The sequence below is a fragment of the Leptodesmis sp. genome, from assembly GCF_052746595.1.
The window spans coordinates 40768-57468 of sequence record NZ_JBRAGO010000013.1 but is presented as its reverse complement, the minus strand read 5'-3'; the positions used below and the strand labels follow the sequence as shown (position 1 = coordinate 57468).

Below are 16701 nucleotides of genomic sequence, written 5' to 3'. Positions count from 1 at the left end.
TAACGGTTAAGGGATTGGGCAGCTATGACCATGTGCAAACCTACGACATTGAGGTAGAAGAAGCCCATTGTTTTTACTGTGATGGCTACCTAACTCATAACAGTGCGGGGATGCGTCAGGGGAACAGTGAGGATGCGGCGTTTGCAGTTGCCAAGGATAATCTCTGGCAGCAGGATGCAAATGGCAACTGGCACATTGATCCAGAGCGGGATGCTCTGCGGATGGCGAACCATACACGGGTGTATCATCACAAGCCGACGGAGCAGGAATGTATTGATGCGGTGCGGAAACAATTCTACTCCGGGGAAGGGGCGATTCAGTATGCTCCAGAAGCGATCGCCCGCTCCAACTCTGACCTGCTCAACACTCCGGAACTCAAGGCTGAATTTTTGCAGGCTTACAATCAAGGAAGTGCGGATGCTTGGTTACGTAGCTCTCATCCAGAGATGACAGTGGATGAATTGAAGCATCGGCTGGGTCGATATGGATTAAATCCCTGCGGAGAAATATTGGGTGAAGATTTCCACTGTAACTTATCTGAGATTCATCTGAACCAAATTGATCCTCGGAACATGAAGGATCAGGAGTCGGCATTTACGGCAGGTGCGCTGTCGGTTGCGGCACTGCTGAACCATCACTTTACGGAACCGCGTTATCAAAAATCTCGGGATCTGGATCCGATCGTCGGCGTTTCCTTCACCGGACTCTTCGACTTTTTTGTTCATGCCTTCGGAGTCGAGTGGCTGCACTGGTGGGAAGCCGGACGACCTGATACCGTCACTGGCTTGAAGTTTAAGCAGCGGGAACAGGAATACCTTAGCTACTGGAAAGAGATTGTGCATCGGGTGGTGTGGGACTACTGCGATCGCCACGGCCTCAAGCGCCCCAATCGCTGTACGACCGTGCAACCTGCAGGCACCAAATCTCTGCTCACGGGAGCCAGTCCAGGATGGCATCCGCCCAAAGCGCAACGGTTCATTCGCCGGATTACCTTCCGGAAGAACGATCCGGTGGCTCTGGCCTGCATCGATTACGGTTACAACGTGGTTCCCTCCCAGTCAGATAAAGATGAGCAGGGCAATTTGCTCAATGATCCCTTTGATTCCCGCTGTACCGAATGGCTAGTGGAAATTCCCGTAGAAGTCTCCTGGGCCAACCTGCCGGGAGCCGACACGATCGCCATCGAAAAATTCTCTGCCCTGGCTCAGTTTGATTTCTATATGCAGGTGCAGAAGTATTACACGGCTCACAACACCAGCGCCACAATCGAACTGACGGAAGCCGAAGTGGAACCCCTGGCCCACCGGATTTATCAAGCGATCGCTAACGATGAAGGTTACATCAGTGCGGCACTGCTGGCCCGGTTTGATGCCCCCTTCCCGCGGCTGCCCTTTGAGAAGATCAACAAAGCAACGTTCGATCGCCTACAACAAGAGGTGCAAACCCGTCAACGCACGAGTGACTTCTATGCGGCGCTCAGTCGCTATGACATGGGTTTTAGTGTGGCGGAAGGGCCGGCCGGATGCGATAGCGACAAGTGTATGCTGCCGGACACGAAAGCGTGATGATGAGGATGATGGGACGAAGCAATCATCTGATTACTGCTTGCGTCTCATCTTACCCTTATCCCCTTACCTGCTCTACCTGTTCAAAGCCCCGATCGCACCACGGCTTCAGGTGAAAAGGAGAACTTCAGAAGATCATTTAATCGGGGATCGGCAAAGTTGGGAATGACTAGAGTAGCCCCTAGCTTGTAAAGCACATCTGGTGGGTGGGTAGATGCAATCCCCACCGTTAGAATTCCAGCCGCAACAGCAGAACGGACTCCTGACGGGGAGTCTTCAAAGGCGATCGCGCCTGCTGCAGGTAGCCCCAATCGCTCCAATGCCACCTGATAAGGCAGGGGATCAGGCTTACCTCGTGCCAATGCTTCTGCCAGAATCACAGTTTCAAACTGGTTCCTGAGTCCTAAAACATCTAGCATAAATTCAGCATTTTCAGCAGGAGCATTAGTGACAACAGCCTGTTTCAAGTGCTGTTCTGTTGCCCAGGTGAGCAGGTCTGACAAACCTGCCATCGGTTTCAGTTCTCCCACTGCTCGTCTGCGAAATTCTGCTTCCTTCTGCCAACTGAGTTGCTCGCCGGCCTCTGGAGATAACTCAGGTAGCAAATCCCCGACGATCACCGCATTTAATCGACCGCTGAAGTGCTGCTCATAGAAGGCACGATCGATGTTCAGGCCGTACTGTTGCAGGATATCTTTCCAGGTGCGGAAATGGATTGGGTCAGTATCAGCCAGCGTGCCATCCAGGTCAAATAACAGTGCAGTCAGCATGACATCTTCCAGGTACGTTTGAGTCCACTTTAGCAGGGAGCATGAAGAAATGTAACTATCCTTTTACGCCACTGCTTGCTTCAGTCGGTACTACATACCGCTGCATGAGCACGAAAAACAACAGGATGGGGGCGATCGAAATCACCGATCCTGCTGCGATCAACCGCCAGTCCAGGGAGAAGGTGCCCGCTAAGGTAGCGACTCCTAAGGGTAAGGTGTAGTATTCAGGCCGATCCAGAATAATTAGAGGCCAGAGAAAATCGCTCCAGGAGCCAATAAAGACGAAGATGGCTAAGGTTACGAGTGCCGGACGAATGGAAGGAAGCATGACATACCACCAGATGCCTAATTCAGTACAGCCATCAATTCGGGCGGCTTCTTCCAACTCTTTGGGAACTCCCTGAAACGCCTGTCGTAATAGGAAGATCCCAAAGGCAGACGCGATCGCGGGGAAAATCAGCCCCAGATAGGTATTCCGCAATCCCAGTTGTACTGCCAGGATGTAGAGCGGAATCATGACAATCTGAAACGGAATCATGATTGTCGCCACAATCGCTGTAAAGATCGCATCTTTACCCTTGAAATCTAATCGGGCCAGCGGATAGGCGGCCAGGGAACAGAACAGCAGATTCAGCACAACGGTCAATACAGACACAATCACACTGTTCACCAGATAACGCCCAAAGGGATGCGTCTTCCAAACCGTGGCAAAGTTCTGCAGTGTGGGCTGACTAGGCAGGAACTGGGGCGGAAACTGAAAAATGTCTTCCGCTGGCGATTTCAGCGAGGTGCTGATCAGCCAGACTAGCGGAATGAGCATCGCAACAGCGATCGCTCCCAGCAGGGCATAGGTCCACACTTTACGCCAGACGGGGGACAGGGATTTGTGCTGCATAGAACAAGGCAATACAGATGCTAGGATTCTTGCATATTTCTTAATCTCGATCGCCTCGCCTGTAATATTTTAGACGGCGTTTTAAAAGTATCTGGCGGTTGTTAAAACCGCGACTACACTCACCAAATCTGCCGACGCAGACTCAGTAAAATCAAGCTTTTCAGTAACCTGCGTCGGCAGGTTTTCTCCGGATAGCCGCGACTGCGGTCGCCAGGGTGATTAGAAACCCTGGTAATACAAGCTTACCAAACTGAGAAAATTTCCAGGCTGAAGTGGGGCCTATTCTGGGACTACCCTCTTGCTGTCCCTGGCTTGTTTCAGCAAATCATTATTCCCGTGGCTAAGGTGATGGAAGAGCGATAAATTGAGAACAAACAACCACGGCTGGATTTATGAAATCCTCTGCTATTCCCACATTGACTCAACGGGTTACTCAACCTGTTCAGGAAACGCCTGCCCTGACTTTATCTCTGACGGCTGAAGAGCGGACACGATCACGCCATCGGTTTGAAACTGCCGAGGGGCAACCTGTTTACCTGCATCTGCCCCGGGGAACGGTATTGCAGAACGGGGATTGGTTGCGTCGGACGATGGAATAACTGTGCGGGTCGTGGCTAAACCTGAACCTGTGTTGACCGTTACGGCTGACTCCCCACTCGCCCTACTACAAGCGGCTTATCATCTCGGTAATCGCCACGTTTCCCTGGAGATTGCATCTACCTATTTGCGGCTTGCTCACGATCCCGTCTTACAGCATTTGTTAGAACATCGCGGCTTGCAGGTGATTGCAGAAATTCAGCCATTTCAGCCCGAAATCGGAGCCTATGGACATTCTCATTAAAAGTTGTTGGTCATTCATTGATGGAGGTCTGAGATTATCTCAACCAACTACCTGTTCATCCTCTCTCTTGTAAAGGATGCATAGTGGATGACAAATGACGAATGACCCACTTCCCTTCATCCCATGACCAATCCTTCAGCACTCCTCCACCTGTTACAACTAGCCAGTCCAGCTTTACCTGTAGGAGCTTATAGCTATTCAGAGGGGTTGGAATCACTAGTAGACAGGGGGCAGGTCAACAATCTGGCAGCTTTAGAGCACTGGCTGATCCAGGAATTGAGATGTGGAGCGATTCGCTTGGAAGCGGCTGTGATGGTACGGGCATATCAGACTGTAACAACCCAAGATCGGGCTGCTTTAAGAACCTGGAACCAATGGCTATCAGCCGTACGAGAGACTGAAGAGTTACGTCTGCAAAGTTGGCAAATGGGCCGATCGCTGCTGCGTTTGCTTTGCGATTTAGAGCCATCTCTTCAATTTGATCCCGACTACCAGCGATTGCTACAAGAGGAGGGCTGCAATTTTGCGATCGCCTATGCGATCGGGGCGGCCACCTGGCAAATTGATATGCAGTCCGCCTTACTGGGTTATCTCCACAGTTGGGCCAGTAATTTAGTCAGTGCCGGAGTGAAGCTCATTCCATTAGGGCAAACGGCTGGGCAACAGCTGCTGTTGACTTTACAAGTTCCCTTACAAGCGGCGATCGACGACATTTTACGGCTGCCAGATGATGAATTAGACTCGTGTGGTTGGGGTTTGGCGCTGGCTAGTATGGCGCATGAATGCCAATACAGTCGCCTATTCCGGAGCTAGCATAGAACTGTTTAAGAAAACTAATCTGTTTGATTAGCTAAGATTAACGAAAGAAAAAGTTAAGAAAATCTAACTTGCCTTTACATTGCTTTACCTTGTGAAAGTGGATTTTGTCATTGGGCTAATAGGTAACGCTCTGGCTGTAACTAAACAGTACTGAAAACTATTGACAGTAACCGTAGATTACTGTCAGTCTTTTGTAAATTCCTTTTTAAGATTAAAACTGAATACCTATAAATTTGTCAGGATGCAGAGATTAAGTCCGGAAGAAATTATTAGTCAATATCAAGCAGGAAAACGGGATTTTAGAGGGGTAGACCTGAGTGGCGGGTATTTATTTGAAGCCAATCTGGCCCAGGCGGATTTAGCGAATAGCGATCTATCCAATAGCCACTTACCCTACGCCAATTTAAGTCAGGTCGATTTTCAATCCGCTATCTTACACAATGCTGAATTGAGTGATTGTGAGTTATATCAGGTGAATTTATCCAAAGCGGATCTTCAAGGAGCAAATCTATCCAGGGCAAACTTACGCTTTGCCAATCTTTCGGGGGCTGACCTGACCAATGCTAATTTGCAAGGCGCAGATCTGTGTTATGCCAACCTTGCCTGTTGCGATCTACACCGTGCCAACCTGAACAGAGCGAATTTGGAAGGAGCGAATTTAGCCGAAGCTGAATTAGAGGGAGCAAGCTTTTTTCGAGCGCAGAATGTTAACCTCACAGGGGCTCGAGTCAGCCAGACAACAGTTCTTCCAGACGGATATCGCCACGACGGTGAGCAACCCTAAAACCCTAAAACTTATACCTATTTTTCTTCGTCTCTATAAAATCTGACTTATCGTAATGGATATGAGGTATTAGTTCTATCAAGGCCAATGAGTCTTGTCTGAAGTGCTCTTACCGAACTGAAACCCAAACTATCTTGAATATGAACAGGAGGGGGGAGCCATGAAAACTGCGAATCCCACGGTCAAGAACCTGATCAAAATCTTGATCGGAGCAGCCTGGATTGATGGCAAGATTCAACCGGAGGAACGAGAGTATTTACACCGGATTGCGAAAGGAAAAGGGGTAGACCAGGAACCAGATATTTATCCCTTGCTGTATGAATTGAAAGGGGTTTCCCAAGCCGAATGCTATGCCTGGTTAAAAGATTATTTGGGCGATCGGCCTACATCTGAAGCCTGTCAGCAGCTATTGGAAGCCATCAGTGCCTTAATTTATAGCGATGGCTGCGTAGACAGCGAGGAAGCTAAACTGTTGCAAACCCTGCAGATGATCGATCCTGCTAACAAAAACCCTGAACAGGCCAGTAACACGATGATCACAGCCATTCGCAATCTCTACCAGCGCTGGGTTTCTAAACTGGAATAGCCTGATCAGGCCATCACCTTAAAACCCCTCCCCGTTTCGGAGAGGGGATCTCATCGAAGCCTGTTTGCCTACCAGTGCAGGGAGGCGGGGAAGGGCTGATCTCACATCCAGGAAACTACCCCAATGACCAGGGACAGCCCCATCCAAGGGTTACTGTTACCGATTGACTTCCCTATACACCAGGATTCTTTCCATCCACCTCTGGAATGAAGTCGGGGCGTTTTTTATCTTCCCAACCTACAGGCCGTTTGGAGTTGTACCAGGCGATCGAGCCGATACTGACCGCTGCAATAAAGCCGATCACATAAACTGCCGTAAATGCATAGGGAAAATGGGGGCCTGTAGATTCAGTCACTGCCATGAGTAGGTTCATTACGCAACTCCTTCAAATATTTAACTTTTTGACGAATAATGAACAGGATAGAGGGTTGAGCCAGGTGATTTCATCCGCAACGAGATGGAACCCCGACTCCTCCACCCGGAAGATAATCATCCTTTAACATCTAAACTTTCTTCAACCTATGGCCTCAACATACTCTTTTGACATTGTGAGCGATTTCGATCGTCAGGAACTGGTGAACGCTTTAGACCAGGCTCAACGGGAAATTCAAAGCCGATACGACCTGAAAGATACCAAAACCACTGTGGAATTGGGTGATAAAAGCATCATTATCAACACTGATAGTGAATTTACTTTGGATGCCGTCAATTGCCTGATTCAAACCAAGGCGGTTAAGCGCAACCTGTCCCTCAAAATTTTTGATTATGGAAAGGTAGAAACGGCCAGCGGCAACCGGGTACGTCAGGAAATTACATTACGGAAGGGAATCAGCCAGGAACTAGCCAAACAAATTACGAAGCTGATTCGAGATGAATTTAAAAAAGTGCAGGGGTCGATTCAGGGAGATGCAGTGCGGGTGACGGCAAAATCGAAAGATGATCTGCAAGCAGTGATTCAGCGTTTGAAGCAGGAAGATTATCCAGCCGCTCTGCAATTTACAAATTATCGCTGATCGGAGCGATCGCTAGAGGCAGGGGGTAGTTAGATTTCATGCCATTAGAGAAAGTCTCTTGCGATCGCAGGTTTAACAAAACTTTATTGGGGTATTGCAGGTGTCGTATACTACCCGTTGTGGTTAGCAGGAGTAAGAAATCGATGGCGGTGGCAGGGAGATCCCTGACGGCTTCAAAAGAATTGATGCGTCCTCCGGAGGAGTTTTTTAATCCCACATTGCTCATGTTTTTGGCAGCAGTGGCGATCGCAACTATCTCTACCGTCGGCTTTTTTCGCTGGCATTGGGTTGACTGGTGCTGCTTCATCATGAATGTGATTGCCCTCCACATGGTGGGGACGGTGATTCACGATGCCTGCCACAATGCGGCCCACCGCAACCGTATTATTAATGCCCTGTTGGGGCATGGTAGCGCTTTGATGTTGGGCTTCTCCTTTCCCGTCTTTACACGGGTGCATATGCAACACCATGCCAATGTTAATGATCCCAAAAACGATCCGGATCATGTGGTATCTACCTTAGGTCCGCTCTGGCTGATTAATGCCCGCTTTTTCTATCACGAAATTTTCTTTTTTCAGCGGCGTCTCTGGCGCAAATTTGAGCTGCTAGAGTGGCTTATTGGACGGGCGATCGTTGGCCTGATTGTGTATCTAGGGGCGCAGTACGGCTTTCTGGGGTATGTGTTTAACTTCTGGTTTGTGCCCCTAGCGATTGTTGGGCTGATGCTGGGCCTGTTTTTTGATTACCTGCCACATCGTCCGTTTCAGGAACGCGATCGCTGGCTCAATGCCCGCGTTTATCCCAGTCGCATCCTTAACCTGCTGATCGGTGGCCAAAATTATCACCTGATCCATCACCTGTGGCCCTCCATTCCCTGGTACAAGTACCAGGAGGCTTATTATCAGGTAAAACCCTTGCTAGATGAAAAAGGCTCCCATCAGTCCCTCGGTATTCTGAAAAGCCCAAAAGATTTTTTCGGCTTTCTCTACGATATCCTGATTGGTATTCGTTTCTCTCGCACTCAAGATTCAGAGCGCTTGTCAAAAACTGAAGAAGCTGCAGAAGCCAATCCTGGCTCTGTGGTAGGGGGGCAGTCCTCTGAAGTCATTTCCACTCAAGTTGAGTCTGACCCTTCAGAGGAGACTCTCGCTGCTTAGGAACAGGAATGCTCAAGGAATGCGTCCGTTCTCCCTGGTAAAATAGGACGGTTGTGTTGGGCGACACGAACGTTGATTGAGCGGTATACCCTGCCCGAAATGGGCGAATTGTGGACGGATACTTACAAATTGAAGACCTGGCTGCAAGTTGAAATTGCAGTCTGTGAAGCACAGGCCGAATTAGGTTATATTCCTGCTGAGGCAGTGGCAGAAATTAAGGCCAAGGCGAACTTTGACCCGCAACGGGTGCTGGAAATTGAGAAAGAAGTTAAGCACGATGTCATTGCCTTTCTCACCAATGTGAATGAATACGTGGGAGATGCGGGTCGCTATATCCATCTGGGAATGACCAGTTCAGATATGTTAGATACAGCTCTGGCGCTGCAAATGGTAGCCAGTCTGGATGTCATCATGAGTCAATTGGAAGCGCTGATTCAGGCTATTCGCTACCAGGCCCAGCAGCATCGCAATACAGTGATGATTGGCCGATCGCATGGCATTCATGCAGAACCAATTACCTTTGGCTTCAAGTTAGCAGGGTGGTTGGCGGAGGTGTTGCGGCACCGCGATCGCCTGTGTTACCTGCAACAAGAAATTGCGGTGGGCAAAATTTCTGGTGCAGTAGGAACTTACGCCAATATTGATCCTCAGATTGAGGCGATTGCCTGTCAAAAATTGGGCTTGCAGCCAGATTGTGCCTCGACTCAGGTGATTTCCCGCGATCGTCACGCCAACTTCTTTAATGGGCTGGCCCTACTGACGGCTTCGATTGAACGGTTCGCTGTCGAAATTCGCAATCTGCAACGTACCGATGTCCTGGAGGTAGAGGAATTCTTTTCTAAAGGGCAAAAAGGCTCCTCTGCCATGCCCCACAAACGCAATCCGATTCGCTCCGAGCGGTTAACTGGAATGGCCCGTCTGGTGCGAGGCTATGCCGTATCAGGAGTTGAAAACGTAGCTCTCTGGCACGAGCGTGATATTTCCCACAGTTCTGTCGAACGAGTTGCTCTGCCCGATGCCTGTATTCTTACCCACTTCATGCTGGTAGAGATTACGGATTTAGTGAAGCATCTACTGGTCTATCCCGACAATATGGCCCGCAATATGAATGTGTATGGTGGTGTGATATTCAGTCAACGAGTGATGCTAGCTCTGGTGGAAAAGGGACTGAAGCGGGAGGAGGCGTATGAGATCGTCCAATCCTGTGCTCATGCTGCCTGGAATAAAGACGATGGCAATTTCCGATCTCTGATTGAACGTGATCCTCGCGTGACTGCAAAACTCTCCCCTGAAGAAATTGCCATCTGCTTTGATCCCCAACTCCACCTGCGAAACCTCGATCAAATCTATCAACGCTTAGGGATTTAGCTGCAATGCGCTACGCAATTGTCATGGAACAGGGAAAGACGAGCTATGGTGCTTACAGTTTGTAGCCATATTAAAGCATCTTGAAGTTCTGACCATAAACTAAAACCGGGTGGACACTTAACGAAAAGTCTCCACCCTTATCACAGAGGTAGCCATTGATTCGGGATTATGCACTAAACAACACCGGAAAAGCGATCGAGTTGTTAAAATTCATAATCCTAGTGGTAACGGCAACCTTTAAGTTTTTTAAAGAATTAAGTTTAGCTATAGCGTCTCTTACGCCGAGCGACGACGGCTTTCCGTTTGCGCTTTTCCAGTGGAGTCTCAAAATGACGATGAGACCTCACATCTGCCAGGATTCCAGCTTTGGAAACCTGCCGCTTAAATCTCCGAAGGGCTGAATCAATTCCCTCGTTTTCGCCAAGAACTACCTGGGTCATCCGAAATGTTCTCTCCAATGAACTAATGGTGTTTCACTAATTTATCATTTCACTCCTGACCCCGGACAGGGGATCTGATCCTTTTGACCTTACCACTGACTGATAAATGAGAGATCAAGGGTACTAAAGTTGGTGCTTAAAGCTAAGTTTAGATGTTCCATGGCATAAATCAGCCATTGCACCGCTTCGCGCTTATAAGATTCGTAATGATTGAAGAGAATCGAGAAGCGTTTTTCTAAATGAGGCTTTACTTTACGACAAATCAGAATAATCTTCAGCAGTAGGCCAGTGGTTAAAGTTGGCCCAAGATTCGCCAGCAGATCAATAAACACGAAGTGGCTGGGTTGCTGAGAACTTTCAACGACCAAGAAGTTTAATAACTGGCTACAGGTTCTCACGAGTAAAAAATCATTCAGCTTTTGGGAGTTGCTTTCGGGTAGGGTATTTTTTAGCTGAGTATAGAGTTGATTGTTAAACTGGCGTTTTCCGTACTCTGGATCAACCGAAGCCGTGATGTATTGGTAGAGATCGTCCTTGAAGGATTGGAAAGAGGGGGTTTGAGCGCTATGAGTTAAGAAACACCTCGCTAGATCCCGATAGGTGTAAGAGCCTTGAGATTTACCTGCAAAGTGTTTCAGTGCTTTACAAAGTTCCTGATCGCTGAGGAGCGTGGGATTTTTGGCTGGTTGTAAGATGCGACTGGCAGTATCTAGAAGGTTACTCTGGGAGAGTTGCGATCGCCGCACCTGATACGTTACAAACTGCGACAGATCAATTTCGTACTTGCGTTGCGCTCGTGACTTCAGTTGCCGAATGGTTTGTTGTTGTTCATAGGTACTTCCTTCCGCCAGCAGGCAATGATCGTACAGGTAGGGATATCTGGGGATTAAGCTACTGAGCGGCTCCGTTCCGGCAGGACGATCGTTATCATGGGCTGCACTAATCACCTGTGCCAGTCGCCTCAAGGTGATGTACTGTTCAGTTTCAACAAAATCTTTGACAAGCTCTCGCAATCGTCGGGCGGACTTAGAACGGGCCAGATCCTTTACCGACCGAAAAGACGGCGTACTCTCAAATAGTTGAATCAATACTGGAATATAAGCCTGATACTGAGGACGGGCCTGCCAGCGGTTGATCAAGATATGACAACAGCGATTGAGGACAAAGCGGAACTCCTGATTGGCGGTCTTAAGCAGGACGATCGCATCAAGCGCCGCTGCAATCTCCTCATCTGGATATTCATTTCCTTCAATAAAGAGTAATCGAAAGCGATCTACCAACTGGCTGGGGGATTCAGATTGCACAAGCTGCAGCCAGTGATCGTATAGTTGCTGCTCCTCTTGTTCGATGTGTCTAGCGTAATGGGTTGTCCAAGTACTCACGGTGGTAGAAAATCCCAAAATTCAGGAATAGTAATTTTTGATACTTTGAACCTCCTGGATGTTGACCGTAAATAGCCCGGTTCCAATTCTAATAGGAAGTCAAACAATTATGAAGTGACGATGGGAGGCCTTATTTAAACTAAGGAGTGGCACTAGAAGTGCTTGAGAACTCGTACCACAAGGTAAAAATGATACTAATCAAAATCATAGTTGGCCAGGTGTGATTTTGGTCACTTACAAAAGTTGCTTTGCCGAATTTTTACTTTATTGGTTTACTGTAGAATGTATTTTTTCAGCGCCTATGTGCTTCTTCAAGGGAACCAAGATGCTTCCAGGTAATTTTCGGCTGCTTCACCAGGAAAACACATTGAAACCCTACTTGGATGACTTCACTTAACAGAAAATTTGCAGTGTTTTCCAGGACACCTTCAGTTGCCCTGCTTGTGATGCAGTTCAGGCTTGGAGAGTAATCAAACCCCTCAACCCTCAGTTTTTATAATTTCGTTGTGTCTGATAGATAATTTTTGCGATCATTTATTTTCGTTTTTTGGAGAAAAAAGGCTATTTTCAAGTTTAATATTATTACTGGATTTATTTATTGTCCTCGGTTTGAATCAAGCGACGTAAGTTGAGCACATCACTTAATTTTTTAATTTGAGTAAAGGTTCGTTCCAACTGAGCGTGATCTCGAATATCAATGCCAAGATCGATCACGGCGGTCTGATCGGGGAAGGTTCTTACTTGAGCATTGCGGATGTTGATGTTGTTGTCTGTCAGGCGGGAAAGAATATCTTTGAGAACCCCCACCCGATCGATCACTTCAATCTGAATATCAACAGGATAGGTTTGGGGACGACCCCCATCCTGAGTTTGCGGATTCCAACTGACGGGCACCAGCCGATCTCCAGGAATCTGCTCTACATTGGGGCAGCCCTGCCGATGAATGGAAATGCCGCGATTGCCTTTCGTGACTACGCCGATAATTGCTTCTCCCGGCACTGGGGTACAACAGCCGGCCAGATGGTAAAGCAACCCTTCAACTCCAGCGATCGGAGATTTGTTCGCTGGAGGTGCCAGTAACGCTTTGGCAGGGGTGGGTGGAGGAAGCAGCACTTGCGGATCGGGCGCGATCGGCTGCTGGGCTTTGACGGCTTCTCGTAGGCGGTTGACAGTAAGATTCAGCGTTACCTCGCCATATCCCAAAGCGGCCAACAAATCTTCCACGCTATGGTAATTACAGCGCTCTACTGTAGCCTGCATAGGAGCAGACTTCAGTAAGGCTTCAAACCCATTCTTGCCTAACTCTCGCTCCAGCATTTCCCGTCCGCGAGCAATATTTTCTTCTCGACACGATCGCTTATACCATTGGCGAATTCGGTTGCGGGCACCATTTGTAACTGTAAAGTTCAGCCAGTCCAAGCTGGGATGGGAGTTTTTCTGCGTCAGAATTTCAACAATGTCGCCATTCTTTAAGGGAGTGTCGAGAGTTACCATGCGGCCATTCACGCGAGCACCCGCACAGTGATTACCCACTTCAGTATGAATCCGGTAAGCAAAATCAACAGGGGTTGATCCGCGGCCTAAGGACACAACATCACCTTGAGGCGTAAAGACGTAAACCTCGCCATCAAACAGGTCATCTTTGATGCTTTCCAGGTACTCCTGAGCATCTTTCAGATCACTTTGCCAGTCCAGCAACTGCCGTAACCAGGTGAATTTTTCGTCTGTTTTGGTCAAGGGAGTGGCGGAATTTCCCGCTTCCTTATATTTCCAGTGGGCGGCAATCCCATATTCGGCAACGTGGTGCATTTCCAGGGTGCGAATTTGCACTTCCAGGGGTCTGCCCGTATTACCAAAGACGACGGTATGTAAAGACTGATAGCGGTTCGGTTTTGGCAGACCAATGTAATCTTTGAAGCGACCGGGAATGGGGCGGAACATATCATGCACGATCGCCAGCGCCCGATAACATTCCTCATTGGTCTGTACAATGATCCGGATGGCGGCGACATCATAGATTTCCTCGTACCCTTTCTGCTGCCGCTGCATTTTTTGGTAGATACCATAGAGATGCTTGGGGCGACCACTAATGTCGTTGACCTGAATCCCGACCTGTTCTAAGCGCTCCCGCATGGTGGCGACGGTGTTTTCTAACCGGGCTTCCCGATCGGCCCGTTTTTCCGCCACCAGGTCTTGAATCTCGCGGTAACTTTCCGGCTCCAGGTATTTGAAGGCAAGGTCTTCCAGTTCCCACTTAAAGCGACCAATCCCCAGACGGTTGGCCAGGGGTGCAAAAATTTCTCGAGTTTCCAGAGCAATCTGACGGCGCTTGGCATCAGGTAAATGCTCCAGGGTGCGCATATTATGCAGGCGATCGGCCAGCTTAACAACAATCACGCGAATATCCTGGGCCATTGCTAGGAACATGCGTCGGAAATTTTCGGCCTGTCGTTCTGTCTTGCTGGAAAAATTGAACTTGGAGAGTTTGGTCACCCCTTCCACCAGCAAGCGTACTTCCTTACCAAATCGCTCCTCTAATTCTTCTGGGGTAACTTCTGTGTCTTCCACCACGTCATGTAGGAGGCCTGCCGCAATCATGGCACTGCTACCGCCCAGATCTCGTAATAAGCCAGCAACGGCAACCGGATGAATAATGTAAGGTTCACCAGAAGCCCGGTATTGGCCTTGGTGAAGCTGATAAGCAAAGTCAAAGGCGCGGCAGATTAGATCTGCGTCCGCACGGAAATTTTCCGACTCACTACAGTCTGGAGATCCCAATCGGCTAGTCTGGCACTCTTGTAGCCAATCGGGGACAACAAATTCAGGAGTGGATACAGGAGCCGTGAGGTTCATGGTATTGAACGAAAAAGAAGGTGGAGGCTCTATTCGTATTATCTATTCGTATTAAAAGTATTGAAAGGTATTGGCTGATTTTACCTGTCAGGTGCTGATTTTTGATGAAGAAAATGAATATAAAGCCTGGTTAAGAAGGCGCTTACCCTGAGAAAACCGAGCTGCTAGTGTTAATTAATCTACATGGAGCCGCAAATTTGTAGCTTTGACAGTAAATTGACGTTCTCGAATCAGGCTGAATTATCCGAGAATTTCGCGAATTAACTTTTATTCGGATATCTTAGCAATACGGGCAAGCATTGCTACACCCGGCCAGGTCAATTTGGCGGTCTTATTCAATCAGGCCAGCAGGTGGAGTGATTTCAATCCGGTGCTGGGATAAGTCCACCACGGGTACGATCGCTTTGACAAAAGGAATCAAGACAGTCCTGGTTGATACTGTATCAGAGGTCTGATCCAGATTGCGTTGTACTTCCAGCAAATCATTACCTGCCGAAAGCACGTTGATCACGGTTCCAATCAGCATTTGAGAAGCCTGATCAAAGACTTCCAGGCCAATCAGATCCAGAATATAAAACTCGTCTTCTTCGAGTAAGGGGCGATCCTGTTCCGATACCAGAACTACACTGTTTCGTAATGCTTCTGCCTGATTGCGATCAGTGATGCCAGCAATCTGTACGACATACAGTCCTTTACCCTCTAGGTACCGCCCTTTCACCAGTTCGATCAGTTGGGGATCGGTAGCCCCCGGTGGTAATAGCCAGCGTTGTCCCGGTTCTAAAAAGCGCTCTGGAAAATCGGAACTGGAGTAAACTCGCACCTCCCCAGTTAATCCCTGAGCGCCGACAATTTTGCCAATTTCAATAAAGCCCGCCATCATGGTACCGTGATGTAAACTTGCTTGAGCAGGTCAGCAAGCCGTTGCATTCCGGTTTCAATCTCATTATCACTTCCGGTGAGGCTGATGCGGAGGCACTGCTGTTTGTGTGGCCAGTCTTCCCGTAATCCGGGGAAGAAGGTACTGCCCGGAACTACAATCACGCCCACCTGCTTCAGTTGCTGATACAACTCCCAATCCGGCAGGGGTAATTGATCCAGCCAGAGCCAGCAAAAGATCGATCCTTCTCCTCGATGCAAGAACCAGGGAATGTCCTTCGGCATGGCTTGATCCAACACTGACTCCACAAGTTGTACTTTCTTTTGATAGAAGGGACGAATCACGGTTTCAGCGATTTGGGCCAGGGCACCCGACGCGATCGCACGAGCTGCGATCGCCTGTCCGTAGCGGGGGGAGTGAATACAAAGGTTAGTCTGGAAGCATTCTAAAGTTTGAATCAGTTGCTCATCACCGATCGCAATCCCAATCCGTTCTCCTGGCAATCCGGCTTTGGAGAGGCTCATGCAGTGCAGAATATTGCCCCCAAACAACGGCTCCATGTCTACAAAATTGAGGGCCGGGAAGGGAGGCGCATAGGCGGAGTCAATCAATACCGGGATATCAAAGGGAGCCGCCAGATCAGCAATCTTTCTCACTTCGTCCTGGGTCAGTACATTCCCGGTTGGGTTGCAGGGACGCGAGAAGATGATACATCCCGTTTGTTCGTTAAGGTCTAGTTGACTGAAGTCGGGACGATATTTGAATCGATGAGCCGCTGCATCGATATCCAGAGTTGGCTGATAGGCAATCAAGGCCTCCGGAGTCAGGGTCACGCCACCGTAGCCTGTGTAGTCGGGACTGAGGGGCAACACAATTTTCTTTAAGTCGCCACTGGGGGTATAGCCTCCAAAGGCATTAGCGGCGTAGAAATAGAGGCTCTGGCTACCGGGAGTAATTAGGATGTTGCGATCGCTCAACTGTAACCCGTACCGCTGGTTAAAATCCTTGACGACAGCTTCAATCAGCGGTTGATAACCCTGGCTGGCTCCATAGCGGCAGACCACCTCGCTGTACTCCGGACTAGCTAACAAATTAGCCGTACAGTCTCGCCAAAGCTGCTCTACCTCTGGCAGAATCAAAGGATTACCTGCACTCAAATTGATAAAGGTTTTTCCCTGTCCTGCCCGTAAAGTTTCAATAATGTCTTTCATAATTGCCCGAACACCAGTCAGGCTAGACATATCACGGCCAATTTGACTTAGGGCAGGCTGCATAGTGTGGGGAGGATGGACTACTTCTCTAGAATGCCAAGCTTATCACGTCATCGTCTACTTGTTTGGGATCAAGGGAG

17 protein-coding genes are annotated in these 16701 nt (G+C 48.7%); 9 read left to right on the top strand and 8 right to left on the bottom strand.

The genetic code is table 11. The features are described from left to right. Window positions 1-1565 (top strand): ribonucleoside-triphosphate reductase, adenosylcobalamin-dependent (gene nrdJ, locus ACUVQO_RS04775; protein ID WP_445924748.1); only part of this gene is annotated, 1565 nt, incomplete at its 5' end. Between the two features lie 83 nt (window positions 1566-1648). On the opposite strand, the gene ACUVQO_RS04770 is transcribed toward nrdJ, so the two are convergent. Together ACUVQO_RS04770 and ACUVQO_RS04765 are read right to left on the bottom strand one after the other, a co-directional pair. After that, window positions 1649-2335 carry an HAD family hydrolase gene (locus ACUVQO_RS04770; RefSeq protein ID WP_445924747.1) on the bottom strand — a complete coding sequence of 229 codons (687 nt, stop codon included), beginning with the start codon at window positions 2333-2335 and terminating at the stop codon, window positions 1649-1651. 55 nt (window positions 2336-2390) lie between these two features. Next, on the bottom strand, window positions 2391-3230 hold the full coding sequence (locus ACUVQO_RS04765; RefSeq protein WP_445924746.1) for a carbohydrate ABC transporter permease: 840 nt from the start codon (window positions 3228-3230) through the stop codon (window positions 2391-2393). Between the two features lie 392 nt (window positions 3231-3622). Between ACUVQO_RS04765 and ACUVQO_RS04760 the strand changes: the two genes are divergently transcribed. From ACUVQO_RS04760 to ACUVQO_RS04740, 5 genes are all read left to right on the top strand, one after another. Then, complete coding sequence (locus ACUVQO_RS04760; protein WP_445924745.1) at window positions 3623-3829, top strand: urease accessory protein UreE; 207 nt, start codon at window positions 3623-3625, stop codon at window positions 3827-3829. 2 nt (window positions 3830-3831) lie between these two features. Continuing rightward, window positions 3832-4071 carry a hypothetical protein gene (locus ACUVQO_RS04755; protein WP_445924744.1) on the top strand — a complete coding sequence of 80 codons (240 nt, stop codon included), beginning with the start codon at window positions 3832-3834 and terminating at the stop codon, window positions 4069-4071. A 123-nt stretch (window positions 4072-4194) separates the two neighbouring features. Then, window positions 4195-4884 (top strand): urease accessory protein UreF, encoded by a 690-nt coding sequence (locus tag ACUVQO_RS04750; RefSeq protein WP_445924743.1) that lies wholly within the window; start codon window positions 4195-4197, stop codon window positions 4882-4884. A 247-nt stretch (window positions 4885-5131) separates the two neighbouring features. Further along, window positions 5132-5674 carry a pentapeptide repeat-containing protein gene (locus tag ACUVQO_RS04745; protein WP_445924742.1) on the top strand — a complete coding sequence of 181 codons (543 nt, stop codon included), beginning with the start codon at window positions 5132-5134 and terminating at the stop codon, window positions 5672-5674. 160 nt (window positions 5675-5834) lie between these two features. Continuing rightward, the gene (locus tag ACUVQO_RS04740; protein WP_445924741.1) at window positions 5835-6260 is read left to right on the top strand and encodes a tellurite resistance TerB family protein; all 426 of its coding nucleotides are present in this window, start codon (window positions 5835-5837) and stop codon (window positions 6258-6260) included. 172 nt (window positions 6261-6432) lie between these two features. On the opposite strand, the gene psb35 is transcribed toward ACUVQO_RS04740, so the two are convergent. Beyond that, the gene (gene psb35, locus ACUVQO_RS04735) at window positions 6433-6633 is read right to left on the bottom strand and encodes a photosystem II assembly protein Psb35 (RefSeq protein ID WP_445924740.1); all 201 of its coding nucleotides are present in this window, start codon (window positions 6631-6633) and stop codon (window positions 6433-6435) included. A 148-nt stretch (window positions 6634-6781) separates the two neighbouring features. Here psb35 and ACUVQO_RS04730 point away from each other — a divergent pair, with 148 nt between their 5' ends. From ACUVQO_RS04730 to purB, 3 genes are all read left to right on the top strand, one after another. Then, entirely contained in the window at window positions 6782-7273 is a 492-nt protein-coding gene (locus ACUVQO_RS04730; protein ID WP_445924739.1) for a YajQ family cyclic di-GMP-binding protein, read from the top strand. Window positions 7274-7416: 143 nt separating this feature from the next. Beyond that, complete coding sequence (gene crtR, locus ACUVQO_RS04725) at window positions 7417-8430, top strand: beta-carotene hydroxylase (protein ID WP_445924738.1); 1014 nt, start codon at window positions 7417-7419, stop codon at window positions 8428-8430. A 72-nt stretch (window positions 8431-8502) separates the two neighbouring features. Next, complete coding sequence (gene purB, locus ACUVQO_RS04720; protein ID WP_445924737.1) at window positions 8503-9798, top strand: adenylosuccinate lyase; 1296 nt, start codon at window positions 8503-8505, stop codon at window positions 9796-9798. Window positions 9799-10058: 260 nt separating this feature from the next. Here purB and rpsU read toward each other — a convergent pair whose 3' ends face one another. The 5 genes from rpsU to ACUVQO_RS04695 all read right to left on the bottom strand — a co-directional run bounded on the left by rpsU (window position 10059) and on the right by ACUVQO_RS04695 (window position 16624). Beyond that, complete coding sequence (rpsU, locus tag ACUVQO_RS04715; RefSeq protein WP_233744072.1) at window positions 10059-10238, bottom strand: 30S ribosomal protein S21; 180 nt, start codon at window positions 10236-10238, stop codon at window positions 10059-10061. Window positions 10239-10327: 89 nt separating this feature from the next. Beyond that, window positions 10328-11620, bottom strand: a complete 1293-nt coding sequence (locus tag ACUVQO_RS04710) for a hypothetical protein (protein ID WP_445924736.1) — start codon at window positions 11618-11620, stop codon at window positions 10328-10330. 591 nt (window positions 11621-12211) lie between these two features. Next, complete coding sequence (locus ACUVQO_RS04705; protein WP_445924735.1) at window positions 12212-14473, bottom strand: RelA/SpoT family protein; 2262 nt, start codon at window positions 14471-14473, stop codon at window positions 12212-12214. Window positions 14474-14804: 331 nt separating this feature from the next. Beyond that, window positions 14805-15353, bottom strand: coding sequence for a ribosome maturation factor RimM (gene rimM / locus ACUVQO_RS04700; RefSeq protein ID WP_445924734.1), 549 nt, complete (start codon window positions 15351-15353; stop codon window positions 14805-14807). Next, entirely contained in the window at window positions 15350-16624 is a 1275-nt protein-coding gene (locus ACUVQO_RS04695; RefSeq protein ID WP_445924733.1) for a valine--pyruvate transaminase, read from the bottom strand. Before ACUVQO_RS04695 ends, rimM begins: the two co-directional genes overlap by 4 nt. Window positions 16625-16701: the final 77 nt, after the last annotated feature.

Bases quoted from the DNA above. Each gene is read 5' to 3' on its own strand.
- ACUVQO_RS04745 (WP_445924742.1), top strand. From the start codon at position 5,132: ATGCAGAGATTAAGTCCGGAAGAAATTATTAGTCAATATCAAGCAGGA.
- crtR (WP_445924738.1), top strand. From the start codon at position 7,417: ATGGCGGTGGCAGGGAGATCCCTGACGGCTTCAAAAGAATTGATGCGT.
- ACUVQO_RS04730 (WP_445924739.1), top strand. From the start codon at position 6,782: ATGGCCTCAACATACTCTTTTGACATTGTGAGCGATTTCGATCGTCAG.
- ACUVQO_RS04770 (WP_445924747.1), bottom strand. From the start codon at position 2,335: ATGCTGACTGCACTGTTATTTGACCTGGATGGCACGCTGGCTGATACT.
- ACUVQO_RS04750 (WP_445924743.1), top strand. From the start codon at position 4,195: ATGACCAATCCTTCAGCACTCCTCCACCTGTTACAACTAGCCAGTCCA.
- psb35 (WP_445924740.1), bottom strand. From the start codon at position 6,633: ATGAACCTACTCATGGCAGTGACTGAATCTACAGGCCCCCATTTTCCC.
- rpsU (WP_233744072.1), bottom strand. From the start codon at position 10,238: ATGACCCAGGTAGTTCTTGGCGAAAACGAGGGAATTGATTCAGCCCTT.
- rimM (WP_445924734.1), bottom strand. From the start codon at position 15,353: ATGATGGCGGGCTTTATTGAAATTGGCAAAATTGTCGGCGCTCAGGGA.
- ACUVQO_RS04695 (WP_445924733.1), bottom strand. From the start codon at position 16,624: ATGCAGCCTGCCCTAAGTCAAATTGGCCGTGATATGTCTAGCCTGACT.
- ACUVQO_RS04765 (WP_445924746.1), bottom strand. From the start codon at position 3,230: ATGCAGCACAAATCCCTGTCCCCCGTCTGGCGTAAAGTGTGGACCTAT.
- ACUVQO_RS04705 (WP_445924735.1), bottom strand. From the start codon at position 14,473: ATGAACCTCACGGCTCCTGTATCCACTCCTGAATTTGTTGTCCCCGAT.
- ACUVQO_RS04760 (WP_445924745.1), top strand. From the start codon at position 3,623: ATGAAATCCTCTGCTATTCCCACATTGACTCAACGGGTTACTCAACCT.
- ACUVQO_RS04740 (WP_445924741.1), top strand. From the start codon at position 5,835: ATGAAAACTGCGAATCCCACGGTCAAGAACCTGATCAAAATCTTGATC.